General features: G+C 62.2%; 13 protein-coding genes. 7 read left to right on the forward strand and 6 right to left on the reverse strand.

All coding sequences use genetic code 11. The annotated features are described in order from the left end of the window. On the reverse strand, window positions 1-675 hold a 675-nt coding region (locus HX869_RS28880; RefSeq protein ID WP_178904033.1), incomplete at its 3' end, for an MFS transporter. A gap of 104 nt (window positions 676-779) precedes the next feature. Here HX869_RS28880 and HX869_RS28885 point away from each other — a divergent pair. Continuing rightward, entirely contained in the window at window positions 780-1,652 is an 873-nt protein-coding gene (locus tag HX869_RS28885; protein ID WP_177021372.1) for a LysR family transcriptional regulator, read from the forward strand. Here the strand turns inward: HX869_RS28885 and fecA are convergent, their stop codons facing one another. From fecA to HX869_RS28900, 3 genes are all read right to left on the reverse strand, one after another. Further along, the gene (fecA, locus tag HX869_RS28890; RefSeq protein WP_102605177.1) at window positions 1,653-3,998 is read right to left on the reverse strand and encodes a TonB-dependent Fe(3+) dicitrate receptor FecA; all 2,346 of its coding nucleotides are present in this window, start codon (window positions 3,996-3,998) and stop codon (window positions 1,653-1,655) included. A gap of 90 nt (window positions 3,999-4,088) precedes the next feature. Continuing rightward, on the reverse strand, window positions 4,089-5,030 hold the full coding sequence (locus tag HX869_RS28895; RefSeq protein ID WP_087695174.1) for a FecR domain-containing protein: 942 nt from the start codon (window positions 5,028-5,030) through the stop codon (window positions 4,089-4,091). Further along, window positions 5,027-5,515: a sigma-70 family RNA polymerase sigma factor gene (locus HX869_RS28900; RefSeq protein ID WP_087695173.1), complete on the reverse strand. Its 489-nt coding sequence runs from the start codon at window positions 5,513-5,515 to the stop codon at window positions 5,027-5,029. Before HX869_RS28900 ends, HX869_RS28895 begins: the two co-directional genes overlap by 4 nt. 159 nt (window positions 5,516-5,674) lie before the next feature. On the opposite strand from HX869_RS28900, the gene HX869_RS28905 reads away from it, so the two are divergent. The 6 genes from HX869_RS28905 to HX869_RS28930 all read left to right on the forward strand — a co-directional run bounded on the left by HX869_RS28905 (window position 5,675) and on the right by HX869_RS28930 (window position 11,947). Then, window positions 5,675-5,977: a DUF3649 domain-containing protein gene (locus tag HX869_RS28905; RefSeq protein ID WP_003212759.1), complete on the forward strand. Its 303-nt coding sequence runs from the start codon at window positions 5,675-5,677 to the stop codon at window positions 5,975-5,977. Beyond that, window positions 5,974-7,548 carry a PepSY domain-containing protein gene (locus HX869_RS28910; RefSeq protein WP_178904034.1) on the forward strand — a complete coding sequence of 525 codons (1,575 nt, stop codon included), beginning with the start codon at window positions 5,974-5,976 and terminating at the stop codon, window positions 7,546-7,548. Before HX869_RS28905 ends, HX869_RS28910 begins: the two co-directional genes overlap by 4 nt. Next, a complete protein-coding gene (locus HX869_RS28915; protein ID WP_003212755.1) occupies window positions 7,549-7,875 on the forward strand; it encodes a DUF3325 domain-containing protein in 327 nt (108 codons plus the stop codon). 11 nt (window positions 7,876-7,886) lie between these two features. Continuing rightward, complete coding sequence (locus tag HX869_RS28920; RefSeq protein ID WP_003212753.1) at window positions 7,887-8,447, forward strand: RNA polymerase sigma factor; 561 nt, start codon at window positions 7,887-7,889, stop codon at window positions 8,445-8,447. Next, window positions 8,444-9,433, forward strand: coding sequence for a FecR family protein (locus HX869_RS28925; RefSeq protein ID WP_178904035.1), 990 nt, complete (start codon window positions 8,444-8,446; stop codon window positions 9,431-9,433). The genes HX869_RS28920 and HX869_RS28925 overlap by 4 nt, the downstream gene beginning before the upstream one ends. A gap of 273 nt (window positions 9,434-9,706) precedes the next feature. Next, entirely contained in the window at window positions 9,707-11,947 is a 2,241-nt protein-coding gene (locus tag HX869_RS28930; protein ID WP_178904036.1) for a TonB-dependent receptor, read from the forward strand. Between the two features lie 135 nt (window positions 11,948-12,082). On the opposite strand, the gene HX869_RS28935 is transcribed toward HX869_RS28930, so the two are convergent. Continuing rightward, the gene (locus HX869_RS28935; protein ID WP_178904037.1) at window positions 12,083-12,433 is read right to left on the reverse strand and encodes a glutaredoxin family protein; all 351 of its coding nucleotides are present in this window, start codon (window positions 12,431-12,433) and stop codon (window positions 12,083-12,085) included. Continuing rightward, window positions 12,433-13,437, reverse strand: a complete 1,005-nt coding sequence (gene yejK / locus HX869_RS28940; protein WP_003212745.1) for a nucleoid-associated protein YejK — start codon at window positions 13,435-13,437, stop codon at window positions 12,433-12,435. Before yejK ends, HX869_RS28935 begins: the two co-directional genes overlap by 1 nt. Window positions 13,438-13,525: the final 88 nt, after the last annotated feature.

The following is a 13,525-nucleotide window of genomic DNA, read 5'->3' on the forward strand; positions in this document are numbered from 1 at the left end:
AAAATAGACCAGGGCGAACACTGCCAGGGTGAGGGTGGCCATACCGGCTATATCGAGGCGATGGGCCGCCGGGTCACGGGATTCCTGCACGCTGATGTGCAGCAACACCAGAGTGAACAAGGTCAACGGCACATGCACCAGGAACACCCAGCGCCAATCCGCCACCGCCAGGATCAATGCCCCCACCATCGGCCCGAAACCCAGGCCCACCCCGGCGATCACGCCCCACACCGCAAAGGCCCGGGCCCGGGCCGCCGGCTCGCGGAACTGGTGCGAAAGGATCGCGAACTGGCAGATCATCATCGCCCCGCCTCCCACGCCCTGGACAAAACGCGCCGCGATCAGCGTGGACGCATCGTTGGCCAGCCCGCAGGCGAGCGAAGCCAGCCCGAATACCCACAGGCACAGCACCAGCATGCGTCGGCGGCCAAAACGATCGGCCAATGTGCCGGCGGCCATCAGTACGCTGGTGCAGGCCAGGGTGTAGGCGTTCATGATCCATTGGGCGTCCTGGAAGCCGGTGCCCAGTTGCTGCTCAAGGGTGGGCAGGATGACCGGCACGCTGGAAATCTCCAGCCCGAACATCAGCGCCACCAGGCACACGGCGGTGAGCGCAAGGCCGTCCCGGGCGGTACGTGGCGGGTTGATGGCGGATACAACGGCGTCGGGTGGCATGGCCTCTTCCTTTCAATGGGGGAAGGTGTCATTTTCACGGGAATCTGATTCTTTATTAGCGATACTTCTTCCTGTGATAAGGGAATATAGGGCGACAAACGACCATGGCCACTCCGCGTTTTGATGGTGTTGAACTGTTTTTGCAGATCGTCGAGAGCGGCAATCTGACGGAGGCCGCCGAACGGCTGAACCTCACGCGCTCGGCGGTGGGCAAAGGCTTGGCGCGTCTGGAAGCGCGGCTGGGGACGTCTTTATTGCAACGCTCCACCCGGCGCCAGCGTTTGACCGAAGACGGGCAGGCCTACTACGAGCACTGCCTGCGTGCACTGGCAGAGCTGGAAGCGGCTGAATCCGTGCTGGAAAGTGGCCGCCAGCAGCCACGAGGGCGGTTACGGGCGAGCCTGCCTTTGGCATTCGGCCACCACTATGCGGCGCCTGCGTTGTGGGGGCTGATGGACCGTTTTCCGCAACTGGAAATCGAGATTTCCTTCTCCGACCGATTGATCGACTTGGCGCAGGAAGGCTTCGACCTGGCGGTGCGAATTGGCGTATTGCCTGACACCGACCGCTTGAGTGCACGTCGCCTCGGCGAACAGGCGATTGCCTTGGCGGCGTCACCCGCGTACTTGCAGCGCACACCTCGGATTGACTCCATCGACGACCTGGCCGGGCACCGGGGCATTGCCTATCGCAGCAATGCCCCGCACCGCGAGCGAGTCGCCTCGCCGTTGATCCTCGATGACCTGCAGGCCGTGGCCGATGCCGCCATCGCCGGGGTCGGCCTGGCCTGGTTGCCCAGTTGGCTGATCGCCCACTACGTGTTGCGCGGGCAATTGCAGGCGGTGCTGCCGGGCCACCGCGAGCAACCGATGCCGATCCATGTCATCTGGCCCACGGCGACGCACATGCCGGCCAAGACCCGGTGCGCCATCGACGCGTTGGTGGCCGGCACACCGTCGTGCCTGGCGGGCAGTTGATCAGAACGCGATGGACGTCTGCACATACAGCGTGCGCGGCTCGCCGACGTATTTGCCCTTGTTGTTATCGTCAAACGAGCGGGTGTAGTACTGTTTGTTGAAGATGTTTTTCACACCCACCGCCACGTTCAAATCCGACAGCTGCGGGCCAAAGTCGTACGCCGCGCGGCTGCTGAACAGCATGTAGCCAGGAATGCGTCCGGTGCTGCCATCAGCACTTTCTGCTTCAGTGTTGGCGTTGTCGGCAAACTGGCTGCTCTGGTAGCTGCTGTCCACGTTCAACTTCCAGCGACCTTCGGTGTAACCCACACCCAGGGTGCCCTTGTGCTTGGAGGAGAAGGGTACGCGGTTGCCTTTGTTAGGGCCGTCTTCGCGGATGGTGGCGTCGACGTAGGCGTAGGTGGCGTACACATCAAAACCGGCGAGCGCCGGGCTCAAGCCGTCGAGGGCGTAGTTGATGCTGGACTCGATGCCCTGATGGCGGGTTTCGCCGCGGGCGATCACGGTGTCGTTGGTCTGGTTGCTGTCGTACTGGTTGTCGAAGTTGATCAGGAACGCGCCGATCTCGGCGCGCAAGGTGCCGTTGTCATAGCGTGTGCCGAGTTCCCAGGTGCGGGCTTTTTCCGGCTTCACTTCGCCACTGGTCACGCGGTTGGGCATCTGGCTGTACTGCACGCTGCCGAACGACCCTTCGGTGTTGGCGTAGAGGTTCCAGTCGTCGGTCAGGTGGTAGAGCACGTTCAGCGCCGGCAGGGCGGTGTTGTAGTCGCCTTTGTATTTGACGTTGCTGAGGTTGTTGGTCTGCTGGGACTCGATCATCTCGTAGCGGATGCCCGGGGTGATGGTCCACTTGCCGATATCTATCCGGTCGTCGACGAAGAACGCATTGGCTTCGGTGCTGCCTCGGGTGTCGCGGTCGTTGCGGCTGTCGGTGGTCGGCAGTTGCTGATTGGCGGAAATCGGCGTGCGGTAGCGCAGTTCGTGGCCGGCCTCGTTGATGTAGCGGTAGCCCACGCCGACTTCGTGGCTGGTTGGGCCGAGGTCGAAGCCTTGGGCGAAACGGGTTTCCAGGCCGCGTACCCAATACTCGCGGGGCGACAGGGAGAGGAAGTTGCCCTGGTCCAGGTAACCGCTGCGCAGGGTGGTGGTGAAGAAGCTGTTGACCGTGAATTCCCGGCGATCTTCCTGGTAGCGATAGCCCGCGTTGAACATGGTACGCCGGCCCCAGAACTGGTCGTAGGGGCGGGTGGACTGATACGGGTCGGCCTTGTAGGCCGCAGTGCTCAAACCACCGGGCATATCCGCCTTGCCTTCGTAGTACTGCGCCATGGCGTTGAAGCTGTTGGCGTCGTCCAGCTGGTATTTGCCCTTGAGGATCAGGTCGTCGATGCGGGTGTCGCTGTTCTCGCGCCAATCACCACCACGGGTGCCGGAATACAGGATCGCGCCGCCCAGGCCGTTGTCCGCCGTGCCGCCGGCCAGCAGGTTGCCGGTGGTCTTGAAGCCATCGTGGCTGGAAGACGGGCTGGTTTCGGTTTGCAGGCCGCCCTTTACCGTCGGCGCGTCGGGAATCGCGCGCGTGACGAAGTTGACGATGCCGCCGACGTTCTGCGGGCCATAACGCACTGCGCCGCCGCCGCGTACCACGTCCACGGCATCCATGTTGCCCATGCTGATGGGCGCGAACGACAACTGCGGCTGGCCATACGGCGCGAACGGCACCGGGATGCCGTCCATCAAGACCGTGGAGCGCGAGGCCAGGCGTGGGTTGAGCCCGCGAATGCCGAAGTTCAGCGCCATGTCGTGGCTGCCGGTGCCGTTGTTTTCCGGGGCGTTGACCCCGGGAATGCGGTTGAGCACGTCGCGGGCCTGGGTGGCGCCCTGGCGTTCGAATTCTTCGCGGCGGATCACGTCCCGGGCGCCCGGGTGCTCGAAGACGTTGGTTTGCGCCGCGTCCCCCAGCCAGTCGCCGACCACGTTGGAGGTGCCCAATTCGAGGGTGGCCGGAGCATTCGCCGGTTGCAGGCTGAAGGCGTTGTTGCCCTCGGCACGGGCTTGCAGGCCGGTGCCTTTGAGCAACGCATTCAAGCCTTCTTCAGCGGTGTAGTTGCCCGACAGGCCGTGGCTTTGCACGCCGGCAGTCACGTCCGAGCCAAATGAAATCAGCACGCCGGCTTCCCGGCCAAATTGATTCAGCGCCGCTTCCAGTGACGTAGGGGCGATGCGGTAGGGCTTGGCGTCGGCCGCCATTACGTAGGGAACGGTGCTGAAACTGAGGCTGGCCCCCAGCAACAAGTGGCGCAGGGTGCGGGCGAGTGGCGTCAGGCGAGTCGGTTGCTGGGGCATGAAGTGCGGTCCTGAGAAGGAAGGATCAAGGTGGCTTTCCTTCTCTGTCACGCGAGGTGCGGAAAACGGCTCACGGGGTTTGAAAATATTTCAGGCACGGGCTTCGACGGTGACCCAGTAGCGGGTAAACCGCCGGACCCTGACCGGCAGGCTGACTTGCAGCAGGTCCAGGATTCGCTCGCTGTCGTCCAGCGGGTAGCTGCCGGAAATCAGCAGGTTGGCCACCTGCGGGTCGCAATTGAGCTGGCCACGGCGATAACGGCTCAATTCGGCGAGGAAATCTTCCAGGCGCATGTGGGCCGCCACCAGCATGCCGTCGGCCCAGGCGCCGCTGCCGGCGTCGGTGGGGCGGGCGGTGTCCCAGCCTTTGCGGGTGAAATTGACCTGATGGGCTTTCTCCACCGACAACGGCAAACCGCTATAGGTGTTGGGCATCACGTCAACGTGCCCATCAAACACCGCCAGTTGTGTGTGATCGTTGAATTGCCGCACGTTCAGCCGCGCGGCCTGGGCGCTGAGCAGGCCCTGGGAAGTGATGACCCGCAGCGGGGCGTTGCCGGGTTTGGCGGTCAGCAGGATTTCGCCTTCGAGCAGGCGGATCAAGCGTTGCTGGCCATCAAAATGCACATCCACCGCACTGCCGGTGTTGAGCTGCAACTGGCTGCCATCCGCCAGCTGGAACTTGCGCCGTTGGCCGATGGGGCTGCGGTAGTCGGCACTCAACGGCGGCAATATATGTTGCTGGCGCAAACCCCAGGCCGCTGCCGACCCGGCGCCGAGTATCAGCAACAACTTCAGGGCCTGACGACGACTGTTGGATTTCGGTGCATTCAAGGCGGCATGGGCCAGGGGTGATGGCATCCCGCGCAAGCGCTGGTTCACTCGCTGGATGTGCTCCCAGGCCCGCTGATGTTCGCTGTGGGCGTCCAGCCACTGTTGCCAGGCCGCTTGTTTGCGTGGGTTGAGCGGGCCCTGCTGCATTTCCATCAGCCAGTGCACCGCTTGTTCGGCGACTTGCGTTGAGAAACTCATAGGGCGAAGTAGCAGCGCATCGCCGCTTTATTCAGATGGCGCTTGACCGTGGCGATGGAGATGCCCAGTTCCGCGCCGATTTGCGCGTAGGTCAGGCCGTCGAGCTGGGACAGCAGGAACGCGCGTTTGACCAGGGGCGCCAGGCCATCCAGCAACTGGTCCAGCTCCATCAGGGTTTGCAGGATGATTGCCCGCTCTTCCTCCGACGGCGCCACGTGTTCGGGCATTTGTGCCAGGGCGTCGATGTAGGCGCGCTCCAGGTCCTGGCGGCGGTAATGGTTGCACAGCACACGCTTGGCGATGGTGGTGAGGAAGGCGCGAGGTTCGATCAGCGTCGGTGTTTCCCGTGCGGTGAGCACGCGGATGAAGGTGTCCTGGGCCAGGTCGGCGGCGCTTTCCGGGCAGCCGAGCTTGCGTCGCAACCAGCCGGTAAGCCAGTGGTGATGGTCGTGGTACAGGACTTCGACGGTGTTGGACGGCTGCAACGCGCACACTCCGGCAGCATGGGTATGCTTTAGAGAACAAGAATTGTTCGCATTGTAGGGCGCGCAGGCGGGTTCGGCAATTGCCAGTGATGCGTTCTCTTTTGCTTATGAGAACCTTTATCATTAATATTGCGCACTGACGAACCTGGCGCCTTGTGCATGAAACGCAAAACCTCACTTCCCGTTTCCTACCGTCTTGCCGTGACGTCGCGGGTGCTGGCGGCTGTGGTCGGCGGTTACCTGCTGGCCTCGCTGGCCAGCGTGTGCATGACGCTGTGGCTGCCCACCAGCCGCGCCGATGCGGTGATCAGCGGCATGCTGAGTTCGTTTGTGTTCTACCTGTTGGCGGTCATCTGGTGCTTCGCCTGCCGCACGGCCTGGCGCGCCTGGTTTGGCGTGTTGCTGCCCAGCGCGATAATGGCCACGTTCGCCGGGTTGGCGTACTGGATGGCGCGCACATGAAAGAGGGCTTCCGCCAGGCCATGGCCTGGTTGCACACCTGGGTCGGGCTGATCTTTGGCTGGCTGCTGTTTGCGATTTTCCTGACGGGCACCCTGTCGTATTTCAAGGACGAAATTACCCACTGGATGCAGCCCGAAGTGCAGGCGCATCCCGTCGATGACGCCCGTAGCCTGGCCGCCGCCCAAACCTATCTGCAACACCAGGCGCCCAATGCCGCGCGCTGGTTTATCACCTTGCCGAGCAGCCGTGAGCCGGGCCTGTCGGTGATGTGGCAAGACAAGGTCGACCCGGGCAAACGCGGAAATTTCGTCGAAAAACTCCTCGATCCCGTCAGCGGCCAGCAGGTCCAGGCCCGGGAAAGCATGGGCGGCGAATTCTTCTATCGTTTCCACTTCCAGCTGCAAATGCCCTATCCGTGGGGGCGCTGGCTGTCGACCATCGCCGCGATGGTGATGTTCGTGGCGTTGATCACCGGGATCATCACCCACAAGAAAATCTTCAAGGACTTCTTCACCTTCCGCCCGCGCAAGGGCCAGCGGTCCTGGCTGGACGGGCACAACGCCGTGGGCGTGCTGGTGTTGCCGTTCCACTTGATGATCACCTACAGCAGCCTGGTGATTTTCATGAGCATGGTAATGCCGGCGAGCATCCTCGCTTCCTACGGCAACGATACCCGTGCGTTCTTCAACGATGTGTTTCCGGCCACCGACAATGCGCCGGCCCTCGGCCAGCCGGGGCAATTGCTGCCACTGGGCCCGATGTACGAGCAGGCGCGCGAGCAATGGGCCGGCGGGCATGTCGGACGGCTGGTGGTGAATAATCCAAGCGATGTAAACGCCTCGGTCAATGTGTTCCGCGCCGGGTCGGATCGAGTGGTGCATGACTTTGGCAGCACCGTCTCATTCAACGGCACTACCGGCGAACTGTTGCGGGTGAGCGGCGAGCAGTCGCTGCCGGCGGCGATTGGTGGCAGCTTCTACGGTTTGCACATGGGCCATTTCGCCGGCCCGGTATTGCGCTGGCTGTATTTCATCTGCGGCCTCGCGGGCACGGCAATGATCGGCACCGGGCTGGTGATGTGGCTGGGCAAGCGTCAGCTCAAGCACACCAAAACCGGTGTGCTGCCCTTTGAGCTGCGGCTGGTGGAAGTGCTGAACATCGCCAGCATGTCCGGCTTGATGATTGCCATCGCTGCATTCTTCTGGGCCAACCGCCTGTTGCCGGCCAGCTTTGCCGGGCGCTCGGACTGGGAAGTACAAGCCTTCTTTATTGCCTGGGGCTTGAGCGTCCTGCACGCGATTGTTCGCCAGGGGCGCCGCGGCTGGGTTGAGCAATTGAGTGTGGGCGCGCTGCTGTTTATCGGCGTGCCGGTGCTCAACGCGCTGACCACGACCCAGCATTTGGGTGTGTCCCTGGCCAACGGCGACTGGGCCATGGCCGGTTTTGACCTGACGTGCCTGGGCAGCGGCGTGTTCCTCGCCTGGGCTGCCTGGAAAATGCAGCACCGCCGTGTCCCTCAGCCCAAGGCCGAACGTGCCCGGCCATTGACCCTCAAGGGCGAGGTGAACTGAATGCTCCTGGCGCTATTGCTGTGTTACGCAGGGTTTACCGCGTTGTGCCTGTCCATGGACCGGCACCATGGCGAACTGCTGCACAGTAAACCTTCGCCTCGTCGGCGCCTGGGTTTGCGCGTGGGCGGCTGGCTGCTGTTGATTGTCTCGATCTGGCCGGCGGTGCTCGCGACCGGGTGGAGCCAGGGGTTGGTGGAGTGGTGCGCGGTCTTGATGCTCAGCGGGTTGTTGCTGGTGTTGCTGTTGCCGTATCGGCCAAGGCTGGCCTTGATCCTGGCGGGCCTCGGCCTGCTGGCCAGTCCGGTCGCGGCCTTCGCGACCCTTTGAGTCCACCGTTGATGATCACCACGCCTCCCGAACACCCAGAGCAGCACGCAGACGCGGCGGGCGGACGGGCGCATTTCCTGCAGGTGTTCCTGTCCCAGCGCTCGCAGATGGAAGCGCTGGTCAGCCGCCGCGTGGGCTGCCGTGCGACGGCGGCGGACCTGGTGCAGGATTTGTTCCTGCGCTTCTGGCGCCGGCCGCTGGTGCAGGTCGAGGAGCTCAGCACCTACCTGCTGCGCTGCGCCGGCAATATCGCCATCGACCACCTGCGCAGCGAAGGCGCCCGGGTGCGCAGCAGCGAAGGCTGGCTGCCGGAACAACAGGATAACCAAGGCTGCGAACCCCAGGCCGCGCTGGAGGCGGGCAATGATCTGCGTCACGTTGAAGCAGCCTTGCGCAGCCTGCCGGAACGTACCCGGCAGATTTTCCTGCTCAACCGCATCCATGGCCGCAAGTACGCGGAAATCGCCAAGGCCATGGGCCTGTCCCAAAGCGCCGTGGAAAAACATATGATGCGTGCCCTCGAAGCCTGCAAGGCCAGCCTTCGTGAACCATCGCCAAGGAAAGCCCCGTGAACGCCACTGCCCGCGTCACCCCGACGCCCGACCAGGAACAGGCCGCACTGGCCTGGTTGAGCCTGTTGCACGACCAGCCCAGCAGTGGCGACCAGGCCACGTTCAGCCGTTGGCTGCGGGCCGATCCTGCGCATGTGGAAGCCTATGCCCAGGCCCAGGTGCTGTGGGAATTGAGTGAAGTACCGGCCAGAACGTTGGCGGATGAGGATGCCCTGGCGCTGCAGGGTTACTTGAACGCGATGAATACCTCGAAACGCTCCAGCGTGCGGCGCTGGTCTGGCGCCCTGGCCATGGCCGCCTGCCTGCTGGTGATGATCTCGATGGGCGCCGGCTGGCAGCCGTCACGCTGGGTCGATGACTTCGGCGCGGATTACATCACCGCGCCGGGTGAGGTGAAGACCGTGACCCTGGCCGATCAAAGCCAGGTCACCCTGGACGCCGACAGTGCGATCGCAGTGGATTTCAAGCATGGCGAGCGCCATATCCAGCTACGCCGTGGCGCCGGTTTTTTCAGTGTGACCCACACTGGCGAATCCTTTGTGGTCGAGGCCGGCAGCGGAGAAGCACGGGTGCTCGGCACGCAGTTTGAGGTGCGCCTGCAACCGGCAGGTGCGCAGGTGACGGTGTTGTCCGGTCGGGTTGGGGTAACGCCGTCGAAGTATGCTCAGCAACAGATTCTCACGGCCGGCCAGCAAGTGGCCTACGCCGACGGTGTCGCCGATGAGCTGCACGCGGTCGACAGCGAGTCGCGCCTGGCCTGGCGCGATGGTTGGCTCAACTACTACAAGGCGCCGCTGGCCGATGTGGTGCAAGACCTCGGCCGCTACTATCCGGGGCGCATTCTGCTGCTCAACGAAGACCTCGGCGCCCGGCGTGTCAGCGGCAGTTTCCCGAGCAAGGACCCCCAGGCGGTGCTCAATGCGTTGCAGGCGGTCTTGGGGTTTGAACAACACTCGCTGCTCGGTCGGATGATCGTACTGCGCTAGATACAGAGCGCTACGCCGCAATGGCGTGGCGCTGTCATTACTTGCACCACCTTCCCTTGAAAATCCCCATGCCTTGGCACATCCGTGTGTGTGGACCTTTCATTTAACCTTCATCGCAATCGCCAAAACCTGTAACCAAATCGTTACGTGATGCACGGATGATCCTCGGATTCCTGAGCAGGTGGTCAGGAAGATTGGCGGCGCTGTTCACCCGGCCGAGATCGCCAATACCTCCCCCATAACAACAGATAGATGCATGTAAGGGATCTACTCGTGACCTACAACAAACTCTATGCCCTGCTTTTAGCATCGGGCCTGGGCGGCTTTGCGCCGCTGGTTCTGGCAGACGATTCCCAGGATGTCGGTTCGGTGCACGTCGCCGGCGAACGTACCCTGGGCACCGGCCACATGATTCAGGAAGAAAGTGCCAAGGCCCGGTCCACGGTGACCAAGGAAGCCATGGACGAAATGTCCCCGACGGCCAACGCCATCGACAAGCTCAAGTACACCCCGGGCATCAACGTTTCCAACGACGACGCCAGCGGCATGAGCGGCACCAGCTTCACCATGCGCGGCATGAACTCCGACCAGGTCGGGGTTTCCATGGACGGCGTGCCGATCAACGACTCCGGCAGCTATGGCGTGTACGCCAACCAGTTGGGCGATCCGGAAAACGTCGGCGAAGTGTTTGTCACCCAGGGCTCCTCCGAAGCGGATGGCCCACACATTGGTTCCAGCGGCGGCAATATCGGCATGGTCACAATCCGTCCGACCAAAGAGCCAGGCTTGTTCGTCAAACAATCCATCGGCTCGAACAACCTGACAAAGTCCTTCGCACGGCTCAACACCGGCGACCTGGGCGGCTTCAAGAGCTGGGTCTCGGCCTCTCACACCGAAGGCGACAAGTGGCGCGGCAAGGGCACTGTGCGCGGTGACAAGGTGGAGTGGAGCACGCTGTTCGAAGACGACAATGGCAACTCCAGCAACTTCGCCATGAAGTACAACAAGCAGGAAAACTACAACTACAACACCCTGAGCAAGGCCCAGTTCCAACAACAGGGGCGGCGCCTGGATTACTCGGAAACCCCGGTCTACAAAAACGGCTTGCTGTCGTCTTCCTACAAGCTCAACCGCAACCCTTTCGAAAGTGTCATGACCACCTTCACCCAGCGCTGGCGCCTGCGTGATGACCTGGCCCTGACAGTTGCGCCTTACTACTACTGGGGCAACGGCGGCAGTTTCAGCGGCCAGACCGCGACCAACCTGGGGCCGAAGTCCGACAAGAGTGGCAACTACGACCTGAGCAACCTCAAGTCGGCCAACTACTATCGCCCCTCGTGGACCGAAACCTGGCGCCCTGGCGTGACGGTCAAAATGAAATGGGACATCAACGAGGAGCACAGCCTGGATTACGGCTATTGGTACGAGCGCGCTCGCCAGCGCCAGACCCAGCCGTATATCGGGATCAACAGCGAAGGTGCACCGGACGACGTCTGGGGCGATTACAACAGCGGCGGCCAGGTGGTCGACAAGAACGGCAAGACTGTCCAGGGGCGTCATCAATACACCGTGACCCCGGCCCAGAAGCTGTGGGTGCAGGACAGCTGGCAAGCCACGCCAGACCTGAGTTTTGTCGGCGGGCTGGCGTACCAGTACGTCGAGCGTGACGGCGACAACCTGGGCAGCCTGTACGACAAGCCGGAAAAGCGTAACGCCCGTTACCACCAGTTCCTGCCGAACTTCAGTGCCAAGTACCAGCTCGACGAGAGCAACCAGGCGTTCTACAACGTCACTCGCAACATGCGCACCCCGCAGAACTACGTGCTGTACAACAAGGGTGACTCCCTCAACCTCAACCCCGAGCTGAGCTGGAACCAGGAGCTGGGCTGGCGCTACACCGAAGAGAAAATGGCCCTCAGCGCCACCCTGTTCTACATCACCTTCAAGGACCGTCAGCTGTCGACCACCGACTTGAACGGTGACTACGTGATGGCCAACGTCGGTGACGTGACCAACAAAGGCCTGGAGTTGGAGTGGAGCGGCCTGCTGCCGTACAACTTCAACTACTACGCGTCGTACACCTATACCAAGTCCGAGCAGCAGGACGACTTTGTCAGCAAGAACGTGTTGTTGCCGACCAAGGGCAACCAGTTGGCCAACGTGCCGGAAAACATGCTCAACCTGGTGTTTGGTTACGACGACAAGCGCTACTACGGCAACATTGCCGGCAAGTATGTCGGGGCGTTCTACGGTGATTTGACCAACAACGAGAAAATCTCCGGGCGCACCGTGTTTGATCTCAACGCCGGTATCTACCTGCCGGTGGACAAGAAGGTCTTCAAGTCGGCCGCGCTGCGCTTCTCGATGCTCAATGTGTTTGATAAGGAATACTTGAGCTCGGCGCGCACCGTGTCGTTCAACTCGGCGCCGGTGAATGGCCTGGCGGCCAGCTCGGCGTATTACAACGTGGGTGAAGAGCGTACGGCGATGGTTTCCCTGGAGGCCAATTTCTAACGCGTACGCAAACCCAATGTGGGAGCGGGCTTGCTCGCGAAAGCGGTGGATCAGTCGCCAGATGTATTGACTGAACCAGCGCATTCGCGAGCAAGCCCGCTCCCACATTTGATCTGCGGTATTTTACAGAGTGAGTTACTTCAGGGCCGCTATGATCGCTTCCGGGTTGTAGTCGCGAATCAGCGTGCCGTTCACGTCCACAAACGGAATCCCGCCGCCCCCCAACGCCTCGTACGCCTTGCGCGCCTGGGCGTCCTTCTCGATATCAAACGCCTGGTAGGGAATCCCCTTGGAATCCAGAAAGCGCCGGATCTGTTTGCAGTAGCCGCACCACTCGGTGGAATACAGCACCACGCGCGCCGCCGCGCGTGTCTGCTCGGGCACCACCTGGGAGGGGTTGAACAGCCGCTCGATCTTGCCCCAGTTCTGGAAAACCACCACCACCAGCAACACCAGCAGGACTTTCTTCAGAACCCCGCCCAGCATCAGTTGCGACGCTTGAGCTGGTCGGTCAACTGGGTCGGCAGGCCCTTGATGATCAAGGTGCCGGCGGCTTCGTCGTATTCGATCTTGTCGCCCAGCAGGTGCGCTTCAAAGCTGATGGACAAGCCTTCGGCACGCCCGGTGAAACGGCGGAACTGGTTGAGGGTGCGTTTATCCGCCGGGATTTCCGGCGACAGGCCGTAGTCCTTGTTGCGGATGTGATCGTAGAAGGCTTTTGGCCGATCTTCATCGATCAACCCGGACAGCTCTTCCAGGCCCATCGGCTCGCCGAGCTTGGCCTGGCTGCTGGCGTAGTCCACCAGGGTCTTGGTTTTCTCGCGGGCGGACTCGTCCGGCAGATCCTCGCTTTCAACGAAGTCGCTGAAGGCCTTGAGCAGGGTGCGGGTTTCGCCCGGGCCGTCGACGCCTTCCTGGCAGCCGATAAAGTCGCGGAAGTACTCCGAGACCTTCTTGCCGTTCTTGCCCTTGATAAAGGAGATGTATTGCTTGGACTGCTTGTTGTTCTGCCACTCGGACACGTTGATCCGCGCGGCGAGGTGCAGTTGGCCAAGGTCGAGGTGGCGTGACGGCGTCACGTCCAGCTGGTCGGTCACGGCCACGCCTTCACTGTGGTGCAGCAGGGCGATCGCCAGGTAATCGGTCATGCCCTGTTGATAGTGGGCAAACAGCACGTGGCCGCCGGTGGAGAGGTTGGACTCCTCCATCAGCTTCTGCAGGTGTTCCACCGCAATGCGGCTGAAGGCGGTGAAATCCTTGCCGCCGTCGAAATACTCCTTCAACCAGCCGCTGAACGGGTGCGCGCCGGACTCGGCATGGAAAAAGCCCCAGGCCTTGCCTTGTTTGGCGTTGTAGCTCTCGTTGAGGTCGGCAAGCATGTTCTCGATCGCGGCCGACTCGGCAAGCTCGGAGTCGCGGGCGTGGAGAACTGCGGGTGTGCCGTCGGGTTTTTTGTCGATCAGGTGGACGATGCAATGACGGATCGGCATGGGCTTCTCGGCTGGTTGAAGGGGAGTGGTCGGGCTCCCGGAAAAAGTCGCCAGTGTACCGCACCCGCTGGGGATGGCGCTGTTCGGA

Origin of the sequence: Pseudomonas sp. P7779, from assembly GCF_013386315.1 — a bacterium.
Classification (GTDB): Bacteria; Pseudomonadota; Gammaproteobacteria; order Pseudomonadales; family Pseudomonadaceae; genus Aquipseudomonas.

Excerpts from the sequence above, each read along its gene's own strand:
- HX869_RS28915 (WP_003212755.1), top strand. The coding sequence starts at position 7,549 with ATGCTCCTGGCGCTATTGCTGTGTTACGCAGGGTTTACCGCGTTGTGC.
- HX869_RS28905 (WP_003212759.1), top strand. The coding sequence starts at position 5,675 with ATGAAACGCAAAACCTCACTTCCCGTTTCCTACCGTCTTGCCGTGACG.
- fecA (WP_102605177.1), bottom strand. The coding sequence starts at position 3,998 with ATGCCCCAGCAACCGACTCGCCTGACGCCACTCGCCCGCACCCTGCGC.
- HX869_RS28910 (WP_178904034.1), top strand. The coding sequence starts at position 5,974 with ATGAAAGAGGGCTTCCGCCAGGCCATGGCCTGGTTGCACACCTGGGTC.
- HX869_RS28935 (WP_178904037.1), bottom strand. The coding sequence starts at position 12,433 with ATGCTGGGCGGGGTTCTGAAGAAAGTCCTGCTGGTGTTGCTGGTGGTG.
- yejK (WP_003212745.1), bottom strand. The coding sequence starts at position 13,437 with ATGCCGATCCGTCATTGCATCGTCCACCTGATCGACAAAAAACCCGAC.
- HX869_RS28885 (WP_177021372.1), top strand. The coding sequence starts at position 780 with ATGGCCACTCCGCGTTTTGATGGTGTTGAACTGTTTTTGCAGATCGTC.
- HX869_RS28920 (WP_003212753.1), top strand. The coding sequence starts at position 7,887 with ATGATCACCACGCCTCCCGAACACCCAGAGCAGCACGCAGACGCGGCG.
- HX869_RS28895 (WP_087695174.1), bottom strand. The coding sequence starts at position 5,030 with ATGAGTTTCTCAACGCAAGTCGCCGAACAAGCGGTGCACTGGCTGATG.